Origin of the sequence: Paractinoplanes globisporus DSM 43857, from assembly GCF_000379645.1 — a bacterium.
Classification (GTDB): Bacteria; Actinomycetota; Actinomycetes; order Mycobacteriales; family Micromonosporaceae; genus Actinoplanes; species Actinoplanes globisporus.
In genome coordinates, this window is sequence record NZ_KB903320.1 from 44,142 (window position 1) to 64,574 (window position 20,433).

Annotated in this window: 20 protein-coding genes and 1 tRNA gene; 10 read left to right on the forward strand and 11 right to left on the reverse strand. The window is 71.9% G+C overall.

The features are described from left to right. Genes A3CQ_RS0133515 through A3CQ_RS0133525 form a run of 3 tightly spaced genes read left to right on the forward strand, consistent with a single transcriptional unit; the run spans position 1 to position 3,456 of the window. A complete protein-coding gene (locus tag A3CQ_RS0133515) occupies positions 1-1,926 on the forward strand; it encodes an MFS transporter (RefSeq protein WP_020515323.1) in 1,926 nt (641 codons plus the stop codon). Between the two features lie 19 nt (positions 1,927-1,945). Beyond that, positions 1,946-2,572: a futalosine hydrolase gene (locus A3CQ_RS0133520; protein WP_020515324.1), complete on the forward strand. Its 627-nt coding sequence runs from the start codon at positions 1,946-1,948 to the stop codon at positions 2,570-2,572. Between the two features lie 14 nt (positions 2,573-2,586). Further along, on the forward strand, positions 2,587-3,456 hold the full coding sequence (locus tag A3CQ_RS0133525; protein WP_370657633.1) for a 1,4-dihydroxy-6-naphtoate synthase: 870 nt from the start codon (positions 2,587-2,589) through the stop codon (positions 3,454-3,456). Here A3CQ_RS0133525 and A3CQ_RS0133530 read toward each other — a convergent pair. From A3CQ_RS0133530 to A3CQ_RS0133540, 3 genes are all read right to left on the reverse strand, one after another. Further along, complete coding sequence (locus tag A3CQ_RS0133530) at positions 3,453-3,839, reverse strand: cold-shock protein (RefSeq protein WP_026206497.1); 387 nt, start codon at positions 3,837-3,839, stop codon at positions 3,453-3,455. The genes A3CQ_RS0133525 and A3CQ_RS0133530 overlap by 4 nt on opposite strands. Positions 3,840-3,902: 63 nt before the next feature. Continuing rightward, on the reverse strand, positions 3,903-4,514 hold the full coding sequence (locus tag A3CQ_RS0133535) for an HAD family hydrolase (RefSeq protein ID WP_020515327.1): 612 nt from the start codon (positions 4,512-4,514) through the stop codon (positions 3,903-3,905). Continuing rightward, positions 4,514-4,702, reverse strand: a complete 189-nt coding sequence (locus A3CQ_RS0133540; RefSeq protein WP_020515328.1) for a hypothetical protein — start codon at positions 4,700-4,702, stop codon at positions 4,514-4,516. The genes A3CQ_RS0133535 and A3CQ_RS0133540 overlap by 1 nt, the downstream gene beginning before the upstream one ends. Before the next feature lie 95 nt (positions 4,703-4,797). On the opposite strand from A3CQ_RS0133540, the gene A3CQ_RS0133545 reads away from it, so the two are divergent. Both A3CQ_RS0133545 and A3CQ_RS0133550 read left to right on the forward strand, forming a co-directional pair. After that, positions 4,798-7,227: a helicase-associated domain-containing protein gene (locus A3CQ_RS0133545; protein ID WP_020515329.1), complete on the forward strand. Its 2,430-nt coding sequence runs from the start codon at positions 4,798-4,800 to the stop codon at positions 7,225-7,227. Positions 7,228-7,271: 44 nt separating this feature from the next. Beyond that, positions 7,272-8,933 carry a DNA repair helicase XPB gene (locus A3CQ_RS0133550; protein ID WP_020515330.1) on the forward strand — a complete coding sequence of 554 codons (1,662 nt, stop codon included), beginning with the start codon at positions 7,272-7,274 and terminating at the stop codon, positions 8,931-8,933. A 3-nt stretch (positions 8,934-8,936) separates the two neighbouring features. Here A3CQ_RS0133550 and A3CQ_RS57945 read toward each other — a convergent pair whose 3' ends face one another. Genes A3CQ_RS57945 through ligD (A3CQ_RS0133570) form a run of 4 tightly spaced genes read right to left on the reverse strand, consistent with a single transcriptional unit; the run spans position 8,937 to position 11,670 of the window. Then, entirely contained in the window at positions 8,937-9,449 is a 513-nt protein-coding gene (locus A3CQ_RS57945) for an HAAS signaling domain-containing protein (protein ID WP_020515331.1), read from the reverse strand. Continuing rightward, on the reverse strand, positions 9,446-9,790 hold the full coding sequence (locus tag A3CQ_RS0133560; RefSeq protein WP_020515332.1) for a PadR family transcriptional regulator: 345 nt from the start codon (positions 9,788-9,790) through the stop codon (positions 9,446-9,448). The genes A3CQ_RS57945 and A3CQ_RS0133560 overlap by 4 nt, the downstream gene beginning before the upstream one ends. A 34-nt stretch (positions 9,791-9,824) precedes the next feature. After that, positions 9,825-10,730, reverse strand: coding sequence for a non-homologous end-joining DNA ligase (ligD, locus tag A3CQ_RS0133565; protein ID WP_020515333.1), 906 nt, complete (start codon positions 10,728-10,730; stop codon positions 9,825-9,827). Beyond that, complete coding sequence (gene ligD, locus A3CQ_RS0133570; protein WP_026206498.1) at positions 10,720-11,670, reverse strand: non-homologous end-joining DNA ligase; 951 nt, start codon at positions 11,668-11,670, stop codon at positions 10,720-10,722. Before ligD (A3CQ_RS0133570) ends, ligD (A3CQ_RS0133565) begins: the two co-directional genes overlap by 11 nt. A gap of 71 nt (positions 11,671-11,741) precedes the next feature. Between ligD (A3CQ_RS0133570) and ku the strand changes: the two genes are divergently transcribed. From ku to A3CQ_RS0133585, 3 genes are read left to right on the forward strand one after another with little or no spacing between them, the layout of a single operon-like run. Beyond that, entirely contained in the window at positions 11,742-12,611 is an 870-nt protein-coding gene (gene ku / locus A3CQ_RS0133575; RefSeq protein ID WP_020515335.1) for a non-homologous end joining protein Ku, read from the forward strand. Positions 12,612-12,625: 14 nt separating this feature from the next. Beyond that, complete coding sequence (locus tag A3CQ_RS0133580) at positions 12,626-13,111, forward strand: NUDIX domain-containing protein (RefSeq protein ID WP_026206499.1); 486 nt, start codon at positions 12,626-12,628, stop codon at positions 13,109-13,111. A gap of 39 nt (positions 13,112-13,150) precedes the next feature. After that, positions 13,151-14,428 carry an MFS transporter gene (locus tag A3CQ_RS0133585; protein ID WP_020515337.1) on the forward strand — a complete coding sequence of 426 codons (1,278 nt, stop codon included), beginning with the start codon at positions 13,151-13,153 and terminating at the stop codon, positions 14,426-14,428. A gap of 14 nt (positions 14,429-14,442) precedes the next feature. Here A3CQ_RS0133585 and A3CQ_RS0133590 read toward each other — a convergent pair whose 3' ends face one another. The 3 genes from A3CQ_RS0133590 to A3CQ_RS0133600 all read right to left on the reverse strand — a co-directional run bounded on the left by A3CQ_RS0133590 (position 14,443) and on the right by A3CQ_RS0133600 (position 15,712). Continuing rightward, positions 14,443-14,733, reverse strand: a complete 291-nt coding sequence (locus A3CQ_RS0133590; RefSeq protein ID WP_020515338.1) for a ScoMcrA-related endonuclease — start codon at positions 14,731-14,733, stop codon at positions 14,443-14,445. A 24-nt stretch (positions 14,734-14,757) separates the two neighbouring features. Continuing rightward, positions 14,758-15,495 carry an SDR family oxidoreductase gene (locus tag A3CQ_RS0133595; RefSeq protein ID WP_051115430.1) on the reverse strand — a complete coding sequence of 246 codons (738 nt, stop codon included), beginning with the start codon at positions 15,493-15,495 and terminating at the stop codon, positions 14,758-14,760. Between the two features lie 140 nt (positions 15,496-15,635). Continuing rightward, a tRNA-Thr gene (locus A3CQ_RS0133600) sits at positions 15,636-15,712 on the reverse strand. Positions 15,713-15,811: 99 nt separating this feature from the next. On the opposite strand from A3CQ_RS0133600, the gene A3CQ_RS0133605 reads away from it, so the two are divergent. Then, positions 15,812-17,533 (forward strand): metallophosphoesterase, encoded by a 1,722-nt coding sequence (locus tag A3CQ_RS0133605; RefSeq protein ID WP_020515340.1) that lies wholly within the window; start codon positions 15,812-15,814, stop codon positions 17,531-17,533. A 130-nt stretch (positions 17,534-17,663) separates the two neighbouring features. On the opposite strand, the gene A3CQ_RS0133610 is transcribed toward A3CQ_RS0133605, so the two are convergent. Beyond that, positions 17,664-18,500, reverse strand: coding sequence for a PSP1 domain-containing protein (locus A3CQ_RS0133610; protein WP_020515341.1), 837 nt, complete (start codon positions 18,498-18,500; stop codon positions 17,664-17,666). A 171-nt stretch (positions 18,501-18,671) separates the two neighbouring features. Here A3CQ_RS0133610 and A3CQ_RS0133615 point away from each other — a divergent pair, with 171 nt between their 5' ends. Beyond that, entirely contained in the window at positions 18,672-20,405 is a 1,734-nt protein-coding gene (locus tag A3CQ_RS0133615) for a hypothetical protein (protein ID WP_020515342.1), read from the forward strand. Positions 20,406-20,433: the final 28 nt, after the last annotated feature.

The following is a 20,433-nucleotide window of genomic DNA, read 5'->3' on the forward strand; positions in this document are numbered from 1 at the left end:
ATGCCGCTGCTTCCCACGATCGGACGCACCGTCGGCACCGGGATCAAGGCCGCCCGACTGATGGTGCGCGGTTCCGTGCGCGGCGGAGCCTGGGCGACCCGCCGGGTCGGCACAGCGCGGGCCCGGGGCGCCGCCAACGAGATCGGCATGATCCGCCTCTTCGACCTGCACGCGGTCTCCTGCGCCGGCGACACGCTCATCGCGATCGGGCTGGCCGGCACGATCTTCTTCAACGTGCCGCTCGGCGAGGCCCGCGGCAAGGTCGCGCTCTACCTGCTCATCACGATGGTCCCGTTCGCGCTGCTGGCGCCCGTGGTCGGCCCGCTGCTCGACCACTTCCGGCACGGCCGCCGCTACGCCCTGGCCGCCACCATGCTCGGCCGGGCCTTCCTGGCCTACGTGATCTCCGATCACCTCTTCGGCTGGGGCCTCTATCCGGCGGCTTTCGGGGTGCTCGCTCTTTCTCGGGCGTACGGCGTAGCCCGCTCGGCGGCCGTGCCAAGGCTGCTGCCCGAGGGGGTCGGCCTGTCCCAGGTCGGCGCCCGGGCCAGCGTCTACGGCACCTTCGCCGGGGCGGTGGTCGCGCCGCTCGGCCTGCTCGCCTTCAAGATCGGTCCGCAGTGGCCGCTACGGGTCGCGACGATCATCTTCGTGGTCGGCATGGTGATCTCGCTGCGCCTGCCGCCCCGCGCCGACTCCGACCCGCCCGAGGCGGTCCCCCGGCCCTGGCGGACAGCGCTGGGCCTGGGCCGCAACGGCGACCGCCCGCTCTCCGGCAAGCTGGTGATCTCCACTCTGATCGGCAGTGCCAGCCTGCGCCTGCTCTACGGCTTCCTGCTGCTGTTCTTCGCCTTCGTGATCATGGCGAACCAGCTGGACACCACCCTGCTCGGCCACGACGTCGGCCGGCAGGGCGCGGTCGGCGTGGTCGGCGGCGCGCTCGCCGTCGGCACGTTCCTGTCCACCGCGGCCGGCACCCGCCTGCGCATCCGCCGCCCGCTGGCGCTGCAGTCGGCCGGCCTGACCATCACGGCCGGCGTCGCCGTGCTCGCCGCGATCTTCTACAGCCTCGCGACGGTCGCGCTGCTCGCCCTGGTCACCGCCATCTTCAGCGGCATCTCCAAGCTGGCCATCGACGCGAGCATCCAGGAGCGCGTGCCCGAGCGGCTGCGCGCCAGCGCCTTCGCCCACTCCGAAACCGTCCTGATGATCGCCTGGGTGGCCGGCGGCGCGATCGGCATCATCCCGCTCCCCGGCCGCCTAGGCGTGGCGATCGCGGCCCTCCTGGCGGTCGTCATGGCACTGCGCGCGGGCTGGGTGGCCGCCCGCCTGCACAACGAACACCTGAGCGGCCGAGCCGGCGACCTAACCGACGCCGAGGCCGACGCCACCGAGACGCCCGCCGATTCCGAGACCACCACCGACCCGTCGGGCGCCGAGCCGACCGACCCGTGGCCCGGGGCACCCACCGTCCCCGTCCGCAACAAGCCGAACCCACCCGCCGGCGGCACCCGCACCGCGACCCGGCCACCCGCTCGCCGGGCCGCGAGCCCCGCCGACGGCCGCGGAGCCACCCGCAACCGCGACGATCCCAGCGCCGACGGCCGCACCGCCCAGGCCGACCACACCCGCGTCGACACCGGCACTCCTCCCCCTCGGCGCGAAGCCGCCATTCCAGATATTTCCGAAAAATCCGGCGAGGGCAAGCGGGCGGGCCGGAAGTGGGGATTCGGCCGCCGGAAAGAAACGCCGCCGGCACCGAAACCCGCGGCTCCGCCGCCCGCCCCGCGCGCCGCGACTCCCCCGCCGGCGCCCGAACCGGCCAGGCCCGACCCCGCCCTCGCGCCGCCGGGCTACCACGTCTATCGCCCCACCTCGGCCGCCAGTCCAGGCGCGTCCGACCTCCCCGAGGACGACGACCGTTGACCACCGAGGACCGCCGCTGATGACGTACCCGCTGCTGGTGGTCACCGCCGTAGCCGCCGAGGCCGAGGCTGTGCGCGCCGGGGCCGACCGCGGGCACGTCGTCGTCGAGCCGGTTGGCGTCGGTCCGGCGGCGGCCGCCGCCGGGACGGCGAGGCTGCTCGCCACGGGCCGCTACCGCGCGGTGATCAGCGCCGGCATCGCGGGCGGCTTTGTCGGCCGGGCCCCGGTCGGCGCGACGGTGCTCGGCGCCCGCAGCATCGCCGCCGACCTCGGTGCCGAGTCGCCCGACGGCTTCCTGCCGGTCGAGGAGCTGGGCTTCGGCACCAGCGTGCTGCCGGCCGACCCGCTGCTGTTCAAGGGCCTCTCCGCCGCGCTGCCCGGAGCAGTCGTCGGGGATGTGCTCACGCTGGCCACGGTAACCGGCACGGGCGCGACCGCCGACCTGCTCGCGACCCGGTTCCCGGGGGCGGTCGCCGAGGCGATGGAGGGCTTCGGGGTGGCCGTCGCCGCGGCCGGTCTGCCCTTCGCCGAGTTGCGCACGATCTCCAACCCGATCGGGCCGCGGGACCGGGCCGCCTGGCGACTCAAGGAGGCCTTCGCCGCGTTGTCCACAGCTTCCGCCGCCCTGTGGACAGCCTGTGGATAACTTCACCATGTGGGATGGTAGACAGCTGTCGCGACGCGCGGGCCTCGGGTGACGGGTCTAGTTTGAACTTCGTGGCTCTTTCCCTCGCGGCGTCGCCGTGCCCCAACGACACGTTCGTCTTTCACGCCCTCGTGCACGGGCTCATCCCCGGCGCGCCCGAGGTCGATCTGACCTTCGCGGACGTCGACGTCACCAACACGGCGGCCGAGCGCGGCGAGTTCGATCTGGTCAAGGTGAGCTACGCGGCGCTGCCCTGGCTGCTCGACGACTACGAGCTGCTGCCGACCGGCGGCGCGCTCGGTCGCGGCTGCGGCCCGCTGGTGCTGGCGCGTGACGCGTCGCAGGAGCTGACTGGCGCCACGGTGGCGGTCCCCGGCGACCGCACCACGGCGTACCTGTTGTTCCGCCTCTGGGCCGCCGACCGGAGCCCGGCCCGCATCGAGGTCGTGCCGTTCCACGAGATCATGCCGGGCGTGGCCGCGGGCCGGTTCGACGCCGGCCTGGTCATCCACGAGGCCCGCTTCACCTACCAGCGCCACGGCCTGGTCTCGCTGGCCGACCTCGGCGAGTGGTGGGAGGGCGACACCGGCCTGCCGATCCCGCTCGGCGCGATCCTCGCCAAGAAGGGCGTGGTCGACCCGGCCGCGGCCACCGAATGGATCCGCACGTCGGTGAGCATGGCCTGGGCCAACCCCGACGCCAGCCGCGACTTCATCCTCGCCAATGCGCAGGAGATGGAGCCCGAGGTCGTCCAGCAGCACATCGACCTGTACGTGAACGAGTTCACCCTGGACCTGGGCCGAGACGGACTCGCCGCCGCCGACGCCCTGTTGCAGCGTTCGGCGGCGGCGGGTCTGACGCCTCAGGTGAAACCGTTTATCTAGCTTTCGAACTCGCGGGCGACCGCGTGCACGACCTGCGCGATCGTGGCCGACGTCTTCTTGTCGGGGTACCGGCCGCGGGACAGGCCCGGCTGCACCTGCTGCTCGAGCACCTTGATCATGTCTTCGATCATGCTGTGCAGCTGGTCGGCCGGGCGCCGGCGCAGCTCGGCCAGCGAGGGCGGCGCATCGATCAGCTTGACGCCCATGGCCTGGGCGCCCTTGCGGCTGTCCACGACGCCGAACTCGATCCGCTGGCCGGTTTTCAGCTCGGCCACCCCGGCCGGCAGCGCACCCTTGGGCAGGAACACGTCACCGCCCTCATCACTGGTGACGAACCCGAATCCCTTCGCCGCGTCGTACCACTTCACTCGACCCGTGGGCACCGCTGACCTCAACTTCACTCAATGGAAACAACCGCTCACCGCAAAGGCTACTGAAGCCATGGGCTAGTACCCAACTGCAATCTGGCGGAGCAGGGCCGGGAAGCCCGTGAGATCCGGTAGCACGTGCGCCGCGCCCGCCGCGCTCAGCTCGCCGGCCGAGCACGGGCCCGTGGCCACGCCGATTCCGGGTACCCCCGCGGTGCGGGCCGCAACCATATCCGCCACGTGATCGCCCACGTACCAGCGGACGCCGTGCTCGGTCAGCGCGGCCGCCTTGCCCTCGGCGAACAGGTCGCCGGCCACCCCGTCCGCGACCATGCCGAGATGGTCGAGATGCAGGTGGGCCAACCGGCCCAGCTTCGAGGTGACCACGATCACCCGCAGGCCGAGCTCGCGTACGGCGGCCAGCGCCGCGACGGCGCCCGGGGTGGGCACGCTCGGTGTGATCGCGTAGTCCGGGTAGAGCGCCCGGTAGGTGGTCACCGCCTCCTCGACGTCCTCGGCCGGGAACCATTCGGCCAGCTCGGCCCGCAGCGGCGGCCCGAGTCGCGTGATCGCCAGGTCGGCGTCGACGAAGACGCCGGTCCGGGCGGTCAGGGCGAGGTATGCCGCGTGGATCCCCGGCCGGGAGTCGATCAGGGTCATGTCCAGGTCGAAACCGACCGCCGGCCGCACTAGAACTTGTCGGCCGAGATGTACGTGAGGCGCTCGAGCGGAAGCGGGAAGGTCTGGTCATCACCGAACGGCGAGGGCGCCGCGGCCCGGTCGGACACGAGTTCCGACACGGCGTGCGGGCCGTGGTCCGGACCCGGCCTGGCCACCTCGCGCGCGGCGGTTCCCGGCTTCTTGTTCTGTGCGGCCACGAATGTCCCCTTCAGTGTCACTACTGGTACGGATGCGGCGTCCGGAGATCCCCGGACACTTCAATATCGTCCCACGGCGGCTAGCGTTGAGAACGATGGCCACCACATTCGCCGATCAGCTCCGTGCGCTCAGCGACGAGGCGCTGGGCGCGCTCATTCAGCTGCGCCCCGACCTCGTCGTGCCCCTGCCCGCCGACATCTCGGCGCTGGCCGTGCGCGCCCAGTCCCGCGGGTCGGTCGCCCGCTGCCTCGACGGCCTGGACGAGTTCACCCTGCGGATTCTCGACGCGGCCCGGCTCAGCCGCTCGGCCGAGACGGCGCTGACCTCGATGGCGGCGATCCTCGAGCTGGCCGCCGGGGTGCAGGCCGACGACGTGCGGGTCGCGGTCGACCGGCTGCGGGTGCGCTTCCTGCTGCACGGCACCGAGGACGCGTTGCAGGTCACCGGCGCCGTCGACGAGGTCACCTCGCCGTACCCGGCCGGCCTCGGCCGTCCCGCCGACTATCTCGAGCCGCAGACCGCCGCGCTCGTCGCCGACAAGGCCCGGCTGCGCCGCACCGTGCTGGCCGCCGCGCCCGCCGCCCGCGCCGTGCTCGACCGGCTGGCCGCCGGGCCGCCGATCGGCGCGCTGAGCCGCGACACCATGGCCGAGCCGGTGCGCTGGCTGGTCGAGCAGCACGTGCTCGTGCCGATCACCGAGGCCGGTCGCGCCCCACGGCCGGACGGCGAGCTGGTCGAGCTCCCCCGCGAGGTGGGCATACTGCTGCGCCGGGAGACCGGGCCGCTCGGCGAGCTGCGCCCGTTCCCGCCGCTGCCCGAGACGACGCCGCGCGACCCGAAATCGGTCGACTCGGCCGGCACCGGGCAGGTCATGGAGGCGGTCCGCAGCGCGGAGGCACTTCTCGAGGCGCTCGCCGCCGAGCCGGCTCCGGTGCTGCGGGCCGGCGGCCTCGGCGTGCGCGATCTGCGCCGGCTGAGCCGCTCGGCCGGCCTCGACGAGCCGGGCGCGGCGCTTCTGCTGGAGATCGTGTACGCGGCGGGCCTGCTCGGCGAGGCCGACGCGCACGGCTCGTCCCGCTCGGTGACGGTGAGCCGGGCCGGCGCCCCGGTCGACGAGATCTTCCTGCCCACCGGGGCGTACGACCTGTGGCGGGCGCTGAGCATCGCCCAGCGCTGGCACACGCTGGTCCGCGCCTGGCTGTCGATGACCCGCCTGCCCGGGCTGGTCGGCGGCCGCGACGACCGGGACCGGCCGATCAACGCGCTGGCTCCCGAGGCCGAGCGGGCCGGCGCGCCGCAGGCCCGGCGGGAGGCGCTGCTCGTGCTGGCCGACCTCGCACCGGGCGCCGCGCCCAGCGCCGACGAGGTGCTCGAGCTGCTGTCGTGGCAGGCGCCGAGACGCGCCCGCGGCCGGGAGGCGTCGCACCGCGATGCGCTGGCCGGGGGCGCGCTGCTGGGCGTGACGGCGATCGGCGCGCTGACCTCGTACGCCCGGTTGATTTTGGAAGACCCGGACGAGGGCGACGAGAGTGACCCGCTCGGGGTGCGTGCCGCGGCGGCGCAGCAGACCAGCGACTCGGTCCGCCTGCTCGACGGCCTGCTGCCGGCCCCGGTCGATCACGTGCTGGTGCAGGCCGATCTCTCGGTGGTGGTGCCCGGGCCGCCCGAGCCCGAGCTCGCGGCCGAGCTCGACGTCGTGGCCGAGCCCGAGTCGGCGGGCGGCGCGAGCGTGTTCCGGGTGACGCCGGCCAGCGTGCGCCGGGCGCTCGACGTCGGATACACGGCGAACGACCTGCACGCGCTGTTCAAGCGCCGTTCGCGCACCCCGGTGCCGCAGACCCTGACGTACATGATCGACGACGCCGCCCGCCGGCACGGTGGCCTGCGTACCGGCTCGGCCGGGTCCTACCTGCGCAGCGACGACGAGGCGCTGATCGCCGAGGTGCTCGCCGACAAGCGGCTGATCCCGCTGGCGCTGCGCCAGATCGCGCCGACCGTGCTGGTGAGCCCGTCTCCGACGAGCCGGCTGCTGTCCCAACTGCGCGATGCGGGCTTCGCCCCGGTCGCCGAGGACGCGGGCGGGGCGGCCGTGCTCGCCCGGCCCAAGGTTCGCCGTGCTCCGACCCGTACCTCCTTGGCGGCGCGACTTGCCGACCAGGCCGGACCCCCCGTCCTCGCCGGACCCCGACTGGCCGGGGTGGTCGAGCAGATCCGCCGGGGCGACATCGCCACCCGGGCCGCCCGCCGGGCCCCGGTCACCGTGCGCGCCGCGAACGGCCAGAGCACGACCGGCCTGAGCTCGGTGCAGCGGCACGGCGAGGCGATGGCCGTCCTCCAGCAGGCGGTCCGCGAGAGGGCCCGGGTCTGGGTGGGCTACGTCGACTCGCACGGCGCGACGCTCTCCCGCCTGGTGCGCCCGGTCTCGCTGAGCGCCGGTTATCTGCGGGCCGAGGACGAGCGCACCGAGACGCTGCACACCTTCGCCCTGCACCGGATCACGGCGGCGGTGCCCGAGGAGGAGTGACGGCCGTGGCAGACTGGAGGGTCGTCTATTGCTAAGGGGCTTCCGTGAGCGGCGGACCACTGATCGTGCAGTCGGACAAGACTCTCCTGCTTGAGGTCGACCATCCGGACGCGCGGGCGTGCCGGATGGCGATCGCGCCGTTCGCCGAGCTCGAGCGCTCCCCCGAGCACGTGCACACCTACCGGCTGACCCCGCTCGGCCTGTGGAACGCGCGGGCGGCCGGCCACGACGCCGAGAGCGTGGTCGACTCGCTGATCCGCTTCTCGCGTTACCCGGTGCCCAACGCGCTGCTGGTCGACGTGGCCGAGACGATGGATCGCTACGGCCGGCTCCAGCTGCTCAACGACCCGGTCCACGGGCTCGTCCTGCGCGGCCTCGACAAGATCGTGCTGGTCGAGGTGGCGAAATCGAAGAAGCTGGCCGGCATGCTCGGCGCCCGGGTCGACGACGAGACCATCCTGGTGCACCCGTCCGAGCGTGGCCGCCTCAAGCAGGCCCTGCTCAAGCTCGGCTGGCCCGCGGAGGACCTGGCCGGTTACGTCGACGGTGAGGCGCACGACATCTCCCTCAGGCAGGAGGGATGGACGTTGCGCTCCTACCAGCAGGAGGCGGTCGACGGTTTCTGGGCCGGCGGCTCCGGCGTGGTCGTGCTGCCCTGTGGCGCCGGGAAGACGCTCGTCGGCGCGGCCGCGATGGCAACGGCTTCCGCCACGACCTTGATCTTGGTAACGAACACCGTGGCCGGCCGGCAGTGGAAACGCGAGCTGGTCGCTCGTACCTCATTGACCGAGGAGGAGATCGGGGAGTATTCGGGCGAGCGCAAGGAGATCCGCCCGGTCACCATCGCGACGTACCAGGTGCTCACGGCCCGCCGCGGCGGGGCGTTCACCCACCTCGACCTGTTCGGCGCCCGCGACTGGGGCCTGGTCATCTACGACGAGGTGCACCTGCTGCCCGCGCCGATCTTCCGGTTCACCGCCGACCTGCAGGCCCGCCGCCGGCTCGGCCTCACCGCGACGCTGGTGCGCGAGGACGGCCGCGAGGGCGACGTCTTCTCGCTGATCGGCCCGAAACGCTACGACGCGCCGTGGAAGGACATCGAGGCCCAGGGCTGGATCGCGCCGGCCGAGTGCGTCGAGGTGCGGGTCACGCTCACCGAGGCCGAGCGGATGACGTACGCCGTGACCGACGCCGAGGAGCGCTACCGGGTCGCCGCCACCGCGCGCACCAAGCTGCCGGTCGTACGCGCCCTGGTCGACAAGCACCCCGGCGAGCAGATCCTCGTCATCGGGGCGTACATCGACCAGCTCCATGAGCTCGGCGAGTACCTGGACGCCCCGATCCTTCAGGGCTCGACGACGAACAAGGAGCGCGAGCGGCTGTTCGACGCGTTCCGCGACGGCTCCCTGAAGACGCTGGTGATCTCCAAGGTCGGCAACTTCTCGATCGACCTGCCCGAGGCGGCGGTGGCGATCCAGGTGTCCGGCACGTTCGGCTCCCGGCAGGAGGAGGCGCAGCGGCTGGGCCGGGTGCTGCGGCCCAAGGCAGACGGGCGGCAGGCGCACTTCTACACGGTGGTCTCGCGCGACACGATCGACACCGAGTACGCGGCCCATCGGCAGCGCTTCCTGGCCGAGCAGGGGTACGCGTACACCATCGTGGACGCGGACGACGTGCTCGGGCCGCCGCTCCCCCAGATCGACTGACGGCTACCGCGTAGCGGTCGGGGCCGGCGGGGCGAAACTGGCCGTCGGCGCCGGCACGCCGAAACTGGCCGTCGGCGCCGGCGGGGCCGGCTTTGCCGTCTCGATCGCCGGCGCCTGCGAGCTCCCGGCGCGCGAGAAACCGAGGAAACCCGCGCAGAGCGCCATCACGATCAGCAGGAAGATGACCCCGGCCCCGACCACCGGCACGACCCACGACGCCCGCTCGCGCGGCGGCGCCGGTGGCGGGAGCGGCGGCGGCATAGGCGGCCCCACGACCGGGGGCAGCGGCCCGGCCTCGGCGTAGGCCGCCGCGGCCACCAACTCGGGGCTGCCGAGCCGCTCGAGCACCTCGATCAGCTCGGCCTCGCCCCGCAGGTTGCGCTCGACCCGCTCGTTCTCGATGTGGGCGGCCAGATCGGCGAGCAGCTCGCGGCGCTGCAGCACGGGCAGCCCGGTCAGGCGCAGGTCGATCTCGCGCAGGTACTCGGTGACGACGTCGGTGTGCTGGGTAATCATGCGGCCTCACCGGTTCCCACGAGACGGTCGACGGTCTGTCGAAACGAAACCCATTCGGTGCGGAAGTGCTCGAGCGCGGCCCGCCCGGCGGCGGTGAGCCCGTAGTAGCGCCGGGGCGGCCCGGACGGTGACTCGGCCCATTTGCTGTCGAGCCAGCCGACCCGGCGCAGGCGCGAAAGCAGCGGATAGATCGTGCCCTCGCTCGCGGCCAGCCCGGGCTCGTCGCCGAGGCGGCGGACGATCTCGGTGCCGTAGCGGTCCTCGAGCTCGACCATGGCGAGCACGCAGAACTCGAGCGTCCCGCGGCGCAGGCTGGTCGCCAACTGACCGTCGTCTGGCATGCCTGACACGGTACCTTGCGACGCAAGGTAGGCGCTAGGGCAGCACCGGCCCCGGGGTCAGCAGATCGGCCAGCAGGTCGCCGTGCTCCTCGATCCGGTCGAGCACCTCGCCCGCCCGGTAATGGTGCGGCTCGGCCTCCCCGGTGCCGACCGCCTCCACCTCGTCCCAGGTCAGCGGCGTCGACACGGTCGGATACTCCTGCGCCCGCAGCGAGTACGGCGTGACGGTCGTCTTGGCCGCCGCGTTCTGGCTCCAGTCGATGAAGATCTTGCCGGGCCGTACCGCCTTCGCCATCTTCGCGGTGATCGACCCGGGAACCATCGCGGCCAGCTCCTCGGCGACCCGTTTCGCGTACCCCGAGACGATCTCCGCGTTCTGCGTCCCGGAGATCGGGCAGCACAGCTGCATGCCTTTCTTCCCCGAGGTCTTCGGGTACGCCGCCACCCCGTCCTCGGCCAGCCGGTCGCGCATCAGCACCGCCACCGCGCTGCACTCCCGCAGCCCGGCCGGCGCCCCCGGGTCCAGGTCGACCACCAGCAGGTCGGGATCGGCCCCGACCCGCCACTGCGGGGTGTGCAGCTCGAGCGCGGCCAGGTTCGCGAGCCAGACCAGAGTGGGCAGGTCGTCCACGACCACGAAATCGATCGTCTCCCGGCTCATCGTCGAGCCCGGCACCGGCAACGTCTCCAGGCGCACCCAGTCGGGCGTACCCCCCGGTTTGTTCTTCTCGAAGAAGTGGGCGCCCTCGACCCCGTTCGGGTAGCGGATGCGGGTCACGGCCCGGTCGGCCAGGTGCGGCAGGATCACGGGCCCGACCCGGGTGTAGTAGTCGATGACCTCGCCCTTGGTGAATCCCGCGGCCGGGTACATCAGCTTGTCGAGGTTGGACAGCTCGAGATCACGGCCATCGATCGAGACGGGAAACCGGTCACGAGGCATCCAGGTCCTCCTCCGCGCATTCCTCGGGCGTCTTGTCGTCACGTAACCGCAGGAAGCGCGGGAAGCGCAACCGTCCGTCCGGGGTCCGGTTGCCGTAGCGGACCTCGACCACCAGCGACGGGTCCACCCAGTGGGCGCCCTTCGCGTCCTCCCGCGGCACCGCGCCCGGCGCGAACGGCGAGTCCTTGCGGGCCAGCGGTTCCAGCCGGGAGAGCAGCGCCTTCTCGGCCACCGCGCCGATGCCACCCCCGACGCGCCCGCGGAACGCCAGCCCGTCCGCGGTCGGCACCCCCACGAGCAGGCCGCCGAGCTTGCGCGCCCCCGTACGCCAGCCGCCGATCACGTAGTCGCCGGTGCGGTCGAACTTCACCTTGATCCAGTCGGGCGAGCGGGTGCCGGGCAGGTAGACCGAGTCGGTGCGCTTGGCGACCACACCCTCGAGGCTGTTCTCCCGGGCCGCGGCCTCGGTCGCCGCCCCGTCGCCGAACGAGGGTGGCACCATCCAGCGTGGCCCGGCCAGGTCGAGCTCCTCCAGCCGCTCCCGGCGGGCCAGGTACGGCAGCCCGGTGAGATCCATGCCGTCGTGATAGAGAAGATCAAAGATCATGTACGTGACCGGCAGGCTCGCGGCCAGTCGCGCCGCCCGCCCCCGCTCGCGGACGTGCATGCGCTCGGCCAGCGCCGTGAACGACGGCCGCCCGTTCTGGTCGAGCACCACCATCTCGCCGTCGAGCAGGGTCCCCTCCGGAAGGTGCAGGTCGGCGATTTCCGGGTAGGCGGCAGTCACCACCGCTCCGGAGCGCGCGAACAACTCCGGCGGACCGCCGGCGAACAGGGCGAGAACGCGCACCCCGTCCCACTTGAACTCGTAGCTCCAGCCCGGCCCGACCGGCAGCGCGCCGGTGGTGGCGAGCATCGGAGAGAGCGGAGCACCGGGCACTCGATCACCATAGGCTTACGCAGGGGCCTCAGTAGTGCGATCCTGATCAGGACGACGAGGGGATATTCACCATGCGCGCGATTTGGAAGGGCGCGGTCTCGTTCGGCCTGGTGTCGATCGCCGTGAAGCTCTACTCCGCCACGGAGGAAAAGGACATCCGGTTCCACCAGGTGCATCGGACCGACGGCGGCCGGATCAAGTACCAGCGGACCTGCTCGATCGACGGCGAGGTGGTCAGCTACGACGACATCGCCAAGGGGTACGACATCGGCGGCGGCGAGATGGTCATCCTGACCGACGAGGACTTCTCCGACCTGCCGCTGACCACGTCCCGGGCGATCGACGTGCTGGAGTTCGTGCCCGCCGACGACATCGACCCGATCCTGTTCGCGAAGGCGTACTACCTGGAGCCGGAGGGCCAGGCCGCGAAGCCGTACATCCTGCTGCGCGACGCCCTGCAGGACGCCGACCGCGTGGCGATCGTCAAGATCGCGATCCGGCAGCGCGAGCAGCTGGCCACCCTGCGGGTACACGAGGGCGTGCTGGTGCTCAACACCATGCTCTGGCCGGACGAGGTGCGCACTCCCGACTTCGGCTTCCTCGACGAGGACATCGAGACCCGGCCGGCCGAGCTGGCCATGGCGAGCTCGCTGATCGACTCGATGGCCGGCAGCTTCAAGCCCGACGAGTTCACCGACAACTACCGGGCCGCCCTTCAGGAGGTCATCGACGCCAAGGTCGAGGGCCGCGAGGTCGTACAGCCGGAGGAGGCCGACGAGGCGCCGGCGGCGGCGATCGACCTGATGGCGGCGCTCAAGGCATCGGTGGAGCGGGCGAAGAAAGCGCGCGGCGAGGAAGCTGCTCCCGCCAAGAAGGCCGCCAAGAAGGCGCCGGCGAAGAAGGCCGCCCCGGCCAAGAAGGCCGCCAAGAAATCGGCCTGACTATTCTTGCCCCCGTGGCACTGACGTGGGCTGAGTCTTATCTGGGCAGGGTGCGGGCGAGTGTCGGCGACTCCGACACGATCTTCTTCGTCGGGGCGCGCGGGGTGGTGCTCGACGACCAGAATCGCCTGCTCCTGATCCAGCGCTCCGACAACCTCCGGTGGGCGATCCCGGCCGGGGCGATGGAGCTCGGCGAGAGCATCGAGGAGTGCGCGATCCGCGAGGTGTGGGAGGAGACGGGCCTGCGGGCGACGTCGCTGACCCCGTTCGCGTTCTATTCCGCGTACACGTACACGAACGACTACGGGCACACGTACCAGCAGATCCTCATGAGCTTCCGCATCCACACCTGGGAGGGCGAGCTGCAGCGGCAGACCGAGGAGTCGGTCGACGCCGGCTTCTTCCCGCTGGACGCCCTGCCGCACCAGTCCTTCGTGGTCGACGAAACCCTTGCCGATCTTGCATCGTTCGAGGCCACGGGCCGTTTAGTGCTGAAATGACGTCGCGGCTCACGCCGCGGAGCCGTAGCATCGCCGCCCGTGAGCAGACGCCTGGGACTCGATCTGAGCCCGCTCCGCACGTCCCGCGACTACCGCCTGGTCTTCACCGGCGGCGCCGTGTCGGCGTTCGGGTCGTTCATCACGTACGTCACCATTCCGTACCAGGTGGCGAAGCTCACCAACGACCCGCTGATGGTCGGCCTGCTCGGCGTCTGCGAGCTGGTCCCGCTGCTGGTCATGGCGTTCGTGGGCGGTGCGCTCGCCGACTACCTCGACCGTCGCCTGCTGGTCCGCGGCGGCGAGTTCGCCCTGGCCGCCCTCACCGGCGTGCTGCTGCTCAACGCCCTGTCCGACCGCCCCCACCTGTGGCTGCTCTACGTGGTCGCCGCCCTGGCCGCGTGCGTCGACGGCCTGCAGCGACCCGCCCTCGAGGCGATGGTCCCCCGCCTGGTCGAGCCCGAGCAGCTACCGGCCGTGATGGCCCTGCAGTCGCTCGGCATGCAGATCGCCCAGCTCGGCGGCCCCGCCCTGGCCGGCCTGCTGATCTCCGCGGTCGACCTGACCCTGGTCTACGCGTTCGACCTGGTCACCTTCGCGGTCTCGCTGACCTGCCTCACCCTGGTCCGCGCAGTGCCGCCCCCGCCGGCCGCCGACCGACCCTCGATCCGCTCGGTCGTCACCGGCCTGCGCTACGCCAAGTCACGCCCCGAGCTGCTGGGCACGTACCTGGTCGACATCAACGCCATGTTCTTCGGCATGCCCCAGGCCCTCTACCCGTTCCTCGCCACCCAACTCGGCGGCCCGCGCATCCTCGGTCTGCTCTACGCGGCGCCCTCGGTCGGCTCGCTGATCGCCACCCTCACCTCGGGCTGGACGTCGCGCACCCACCGTCACGGCCTAATGGTCCTGATCGCGGCCGGTTTCTGGGGTCTCGGCATCGTCGGCGTGGGCGTTTCACACACCCTCTGGCTCACCCTCGCCTGCCTGGCCTTCGCCGGCGGCGCCGACATGATCTCCGGCATCTTCCGCTCGATCATGTGGAGTCAGACCATCCCCGATCATCTGCGCGGACGGCTGGCCGGCATCGAGATGCTCTCGTACACGACGGGTCCGCTGCTCGGCCAGCTCCGTTCTGGCCTGATGGCCCGCACCCGCCTGGGCGTCTCGGGGTCCATCTGGCTCGGCGGCGTCCTCTGCATGGCCGGCACCGCGGCCCTGGCCGTCGCTCTCCCCCGCTTCCTGCGCTACGACGGCGAGGACGGCCTGGCCCGCAAAAAAGCCGCCGACCAGGCTTGGCTCGCTGCTTCGGCTTCCTGATTTCGTACGGGGTGCTAGCTGTCCCGGCGGGGACGAACATCAAAACCCAGCCCGCCCAGGACCCGTACGGCCCCGCTCCGGCCGCCCTCGAAATCCCCCGAGGCGAGCCTCGCGCCGGTCGCGAACTCGTAGGCCGTGCCCAGGATCGCCTTGGGCGGGTACCGCCGCTCCTCCCACACCAGGTCGTAGGTGGTCGTCGGCGCGTACCCGTGCGCCGCGAAGAACGCCGTGGCGCCCAGCCGGTCGTACTCCTCGATGGCCCGCCGAACCTGCTCGGGCGTCACCGGGTCCCAATTCACGGTCATGACCTGCCCTTCCCTCTCACAAGATCACGTAAGCGGTTCCCCGCCGTCGATGTGCAGCGTCTGCCCGGTGAGAAAGCTGCTGGTCAACGCGTACAGCACGGCGTCGGCGACATCGTCGGTCGTGCCGATCCGCCGCGCCGGGTTGCGAGCGCTCATCTCGGCGAAGTAGTCGGCCTTGCCCACCTCACCCAACCCGTCCCAGGCTCCCGTGTCGATGACCCCCGGCGAGATCGCGTTGACCCGGATCGGCGCCAGCTCCAGCGCGAGCGACCGGGCCAGCACGTCCGCGGCCCCGTTCGTGATGGCGACTCCCATCGTGCCTACCGCGATCTTGGCAGCGGCTACGCCCGAGAAGACGACGAACGACCCGGTCTCGGCCATCCGCGGGGCCAGGTGCTTGGCCAGCATGAGTGGCCCGATCACCTTCGTGTCGAACGACAGCCGGATCGCGTCCCGATTCAGGTCCGCGAGCCGCCCCCGGGCCCGCGCCGACGCCGTCGACACCACGTGGTCGACCCGCCCGAGCCGCTCCCCGAGCGCGGCGATCGATTCCTCGTCGGTCAGATCGACGGTCTCCGTGCTGATCGCGGGCTCCCCCGCATACGCGGCGGCCAGCGCCGAGCCGTCCCGCCCGGCGGCGACGACGTTCGCACCCGCGTCCCGCGCCGCCAACGTCACCGCCCGAGCGATCCCGCTACCCCGCCCGACGACAAGCACGCGCTGACCCCGTAGCGGCCCGATGTGATGGTTTGCTTCTGTCACGCCGGAAGCCTCCGTCGGCAGCGACCTCGGTTGCATCCCCCAGCGGGTAGCCGCGGGCGAGGGCTAGCGTCTCCGCCGCCCGGAAAGCCGAAAGGGCTCGTCTACCCCATGTTTCCCGGGTAGACGAGCCCTTCCGCAACTGGAGCCGCCTGACGGAATCGAACCGTCGACCTACGCATTACGAGTGCGTCGCTCTGACCGACTGAGCTAAGGCGGCAACGATGGATAAGTGTACGGTATCGGTCCCTCGCGCCCGCCCCCGGTACCGCCGGAACCAGACTGCTTTCTGTCGGCCCCCGGGACTACTGTGCCAGGCGTGACCGACGATCACTCCCGGCCCGCCGAGGCGGAACCCGTCCTTCCGCCCCGGCCGCGCAGCATGGACCCGCAGGAGATCGGGTTCACCCCGCAGCGACCGGTCGGCTGGCTGGCGCCCCTGCTGCTGCTGAGCACCGGGCTGCGCGCGCTGCTGGCGATCCTCTTCGGGGCGTACCTCGACAAGCGCGAGCTGCAGAACTCGCTGGACGGCGAGTGGTTCGACCACTCGGCGACCGCCGACGGCGAGATGTGGCTCGACTATGTGGCCGACCTCGGCGACGGCTTCCACGCGACGTACTCGGTGGCCTGGCTGCTCGCCCAGCCGCACCTTGAGATCGACGGTGCTTCGCTGCCGCGCGGCCGGCTGCTGCTCATGGGCGGCGACCAGGTCTATCCGCTGGCCAGCGGCGACGGGTACGAGAACCGGATGAAGGGCCCCTACCGCGCGGCCCTGCCCGAGCCACCGGCCGGCGGGCCACGGCCGACCCTGTTCGCATTGCCCGGCAACCACGACTGGTACGACGGGCTCACCGCGTTCCTGCGCCTGTTCGCCCGCCGCAAGGACGGCCACATCGGCGGCTGGCGCACCCAGCAGCGGCGGTCGTACTTCGCGGTCAAGCTGCCCGGGGACTGGTGGCTGTTCGCGATGGACGAGCAGTTCGGGGCGTACATCGATGATCCTCAGCTGTTGTATTTCGAAAAGGCGGCCAAGCACGTCGGCCCGCAGGACCGGATCATCCTGATGACCCCGTCACCCAAGTGGGTGAAAGCGGCCGCCGACCCCAAGGAGTACGACGCCACCGACTACTTCATCCGTACGATCCTGGCGCCGACCGGGGCGAACGTGCGGGTGCTCGTCTCCGGCGACCTGCACCACTACGCGCGCTACTCGGGCCCCGACCGGCAGCTGATCACCTGTGGCGGCGGCGGAGCCTACCTGCTGGCCACCCACCAGCTGCCCGACAAGCTCACCGTCCCGCCCGAGGAGACGCTGACCCGCAGCGCGTCCCGCAGCCGGGAGTACGCCCTGCAGACCCGTTTCCCGTCCGCCGCCGACTCGAGGCGGATGAGCTGGGGCGTGTTCCGCCGGGTGCCGGCCCGCAACCCGGGCTTCGCCACCATGCTCGGCATCATCCACACGCTGACCATGCTGGCCATGGCCGGCGCGGCCAGCCAGGGCGGCAACATCCAGCGGCTGTTCACGATCCCGCTCGGCCTGATGGTCGTCATCATCCTGGCCGGCACGGTCCTGTTCGCCCAGCCGCCGGGCGCCGCGTTCGCCAATCACGCCCGGCATTGGCTCTTCGGGCTCGGGCACGGCTTCGCCCAGATCGGGCTCGCGATCCTCGGCACCTGGGTGTGGCTGCAACTGCCCGCGCACGACTGGCCCTGGCCCGGGCCGCTCGTGGTCGCCGCGGTGATCTACGGCCCGATCATCGGCTTCCTGTCGACCCAGCTGTGCGCGCTCTACCTGCTGATCGCCGGCCAGTTCCGGGTCAACGTCAACGAGCTGTTCGCCGGCCAGGGCATCGAAGACCACAAGAGCTTCCTACGCCTGCACATCGCCGCCGACGGTTCCCTGACGATCCACCCGATAGGCATCGACAAGATCTGCCGAAAGTGGAAAGCCGACCCCGCCGGCGCCCCGGACACGTCCTGGCTGAACCCGGACGCCCCGCTGGTCCCCCACCGCATCGAGCCCCCGATCCAGCTGACCTGAGACCCATCCGCAGTTCCTCACGAGCCGCGCCGGGGCTAAGCCACGGTCCCCCACGAGCCCGCGCCAGCGCTCACCGCGGGCCCTTGCAGGCCTGGGCCCCAGCCACGGTCGCCCACGAGCGGCGCCGGGCTCAGCTGTAGCGCTCCTCGTGGCTCTGTCGCGGGCCGCACACCGCGGCGCGGCTGCAGGAGCACCGTGAGCCGTCGGCGTCCATACGGACGACTACCTCGTCGCGCGGGACGCTGTGCGCCATCACTCGGCCATCGCCGTCGGGCGTGGTGACGCGGGTGCCGACGGCCGGGGCCGACGCCTGAAACTTTTGATACAGCGGATGTTCGTATTTGAGGCAGCACATGAGCCGGCCGCAGGCGCCGGAGATGCGCAGGGGGTTGAGCGGCAGGTCCTGGTCTTTCGCCATACGGATCGTGACCGGCTCGAAGTCGGTGAGGAACGTGGCGCAGCACAGGTCGCGGCCGCACGAGCCGATGCCGCCCTGCACGCGGGCCGAGTCGCGGGCCGAGAGCTGGCGCAGCTCGACTCGGCAGTGCAGGGTCGCGCCGAGGTCGCGTACCAGGGAGCGGAAGTCGACCCGGTGCGGCGCGGTGAAGTAGATGGTCGTCCGGGCCCCGCCGGAACCGGCCTGGTCCAGCACGTGGTCGACGGCGACGACCTTCATCGGCAGGTCATGCGCCTTGATCAGCTTTTTGGCGGCGACCTTGGCCTCGGCCTTGCGCTTGCGCAGCAGCTCGTCGCGGCGCAGGTCATCGTCGGCGGCGAGGCCCGCGACCTTGGGGAAACCGGCCGTGTCCTCGTCCACCCATTGCGCCGCCCAGACGCACTCCGCCACCTCGGGTCCGTCGTCGGTCGGCACCAGCACCCGGTCGCCGACCTGGGGCGCGAACTCGCCCGGATCGAGGTAGTAGAGACGGCCGTACCGGTTGAAGCTGACCGCGCACAGCATGCCCATGGCCCCCAGCCTACGACGACCTCACCGAACCTAGATCAGGCGTACCAAATGCCGGTTTTGGACTACCCGCTGGGGTTGTCGCATAGATGCGACGCAACCGCCCAGATCGACCGTCGTTGGGCAGACCCGTAGACGCCGCCCCATCGCGGAACACTTCGGGAGGGAATCGCCATGAAGCCCGCAAGGTCGCTGGCCGCCAGTGTCGTTGCACTCGGATTCGCCGGATCGGTCGCCGCGCCGCAGCCGGCCTTCGCCGCGCCCGCGCCCTGCGAACGTGCCGAAAACTATGCGGCGCAGTCCGGCGCCGAACTGCTCCGGATCGATGAGCTCGAAATTCGCACCGGCGGCGAGGAGCGGCCGGTGACCAAGGAGCCGTCGGACGAGGCGCCGTCGGACGAGGCGCCGGCCGCCCGGGAGGGCGCGTCCGACCACGTCCTCACCGATCCGATCGACGGTTCCGACGAGGACAACGACACCCTGAGCGAGGGCATCGGCGCGGTGGGGCGGCAGCTGATCGACGGAGTCCTGCCGAACAACCCGATCCTGCCGCCGATCGACCCGGTCACCGGCCAGCCCGCGGTCTCCGGCGCGACGCGCGGCGTCAAGTCGGCGAACACCGGCGGCATCGGCGGCGGCGAGCCCGTGGACACGAGCGGCGCGGGCGGCGGCGAGTCCGCCGACACCGGCGGCATGGGCGGGGGCGAGCTTCCCCGGCTGCCTGGGCGGCAGGGCGGCGGCGACGCGGCCCCGAAGACCGCTCGCCTGAGCCTGAGCGACGTCGGCCTCGGCGAGGCGCGCGCCGCCATGGTCGCGACCGCCACGATCAAGTCGGCGGCGGTGGCCCGGATCCTCGACGGCCAGGCCGACGGCGAGCCCGCCTGGACCGAACCACTGCTCCAGCAGGCGCCGCCGACCAACGGCCGGCCGTCGACCCGCACGACCCCCGCCGGCCGGGTCGGGCCGCTGAAGATCGGCGCCGGGAATCTCACCGGTCGTGCCCGGTGGGACGCGGCGATGGCCTGTGGCAACGCAGCCGGGGAAACCGCCCGGGCGCAGTCGGCCGTGCACGGCGCGACCCTGCTCGGTACGGCCGGGACGCCGCTGGTCCGCGTACGGGAAAAGGCCGCCGGAATGAGCACGACGGCGCTGGAGGGAAGCGACGGCGATGCCCGCACGGTGGCCTCGGCCACCGTCGCGGCCGGAACCTTCGAACTGGCCGGCGGCCGGGTGAAGCTGCGCGTGCTGAAGGCGCCGTCACTGACCGCGACCATGTCGAGCGAGGGCGGCGACGTCCGCTACGAGCCCGCGGTGATCGAGGTCTCCGGCGACGGCATCGCCACCAAGCGCCTGGACACCGCCGGTGAGTCGGCCGATGTCACGCTCGGTGCCGTGCGGGACGCCACCGAATCGGGCGTGCTCGACGCGGCCGGCCTCGGCGGCCTGCGCCCGGCCAGCCGTCCGCTGCCGTTGCCGCACGTGCCCGGCCTGCCCACGGTGAACGCCCCGAACCCGGTCTCCGAGTCGGCCCCGGCCACCGGCGGCGACACGCGGCTGCACATCACCCTGGGTGGTGAGCGTCGCGCCGAGAAGGGGCACGCCATCGCGGCCCGTGCGACCGCGATCGAGGTGTCGCTCACCCAGGGTGGTGCGGACAAGGATCGCGGACAGTCCGGGTACGGCGGCCGGACCTCCGCGGTCAAGCTCGACTTCGCGATCGGCCTGCTCGAGGCCGCGGCGGTGGCTCCCGAGGAGCGCATGACTCCGGTCGACACATCGGGCGCCGCCGGCGGACTCCCGATCACCGGGCCCGGCGTGGCCGGCCTGGCGATGGCCGGCGCGGCACTGCTGCTCTCGGGCATCGGCGCTCTCGTGCTGAGCGTGCGCCGCCGTCGCGCCCGGGCGTGACCATCACCCGGATGGACAGTTATCGATC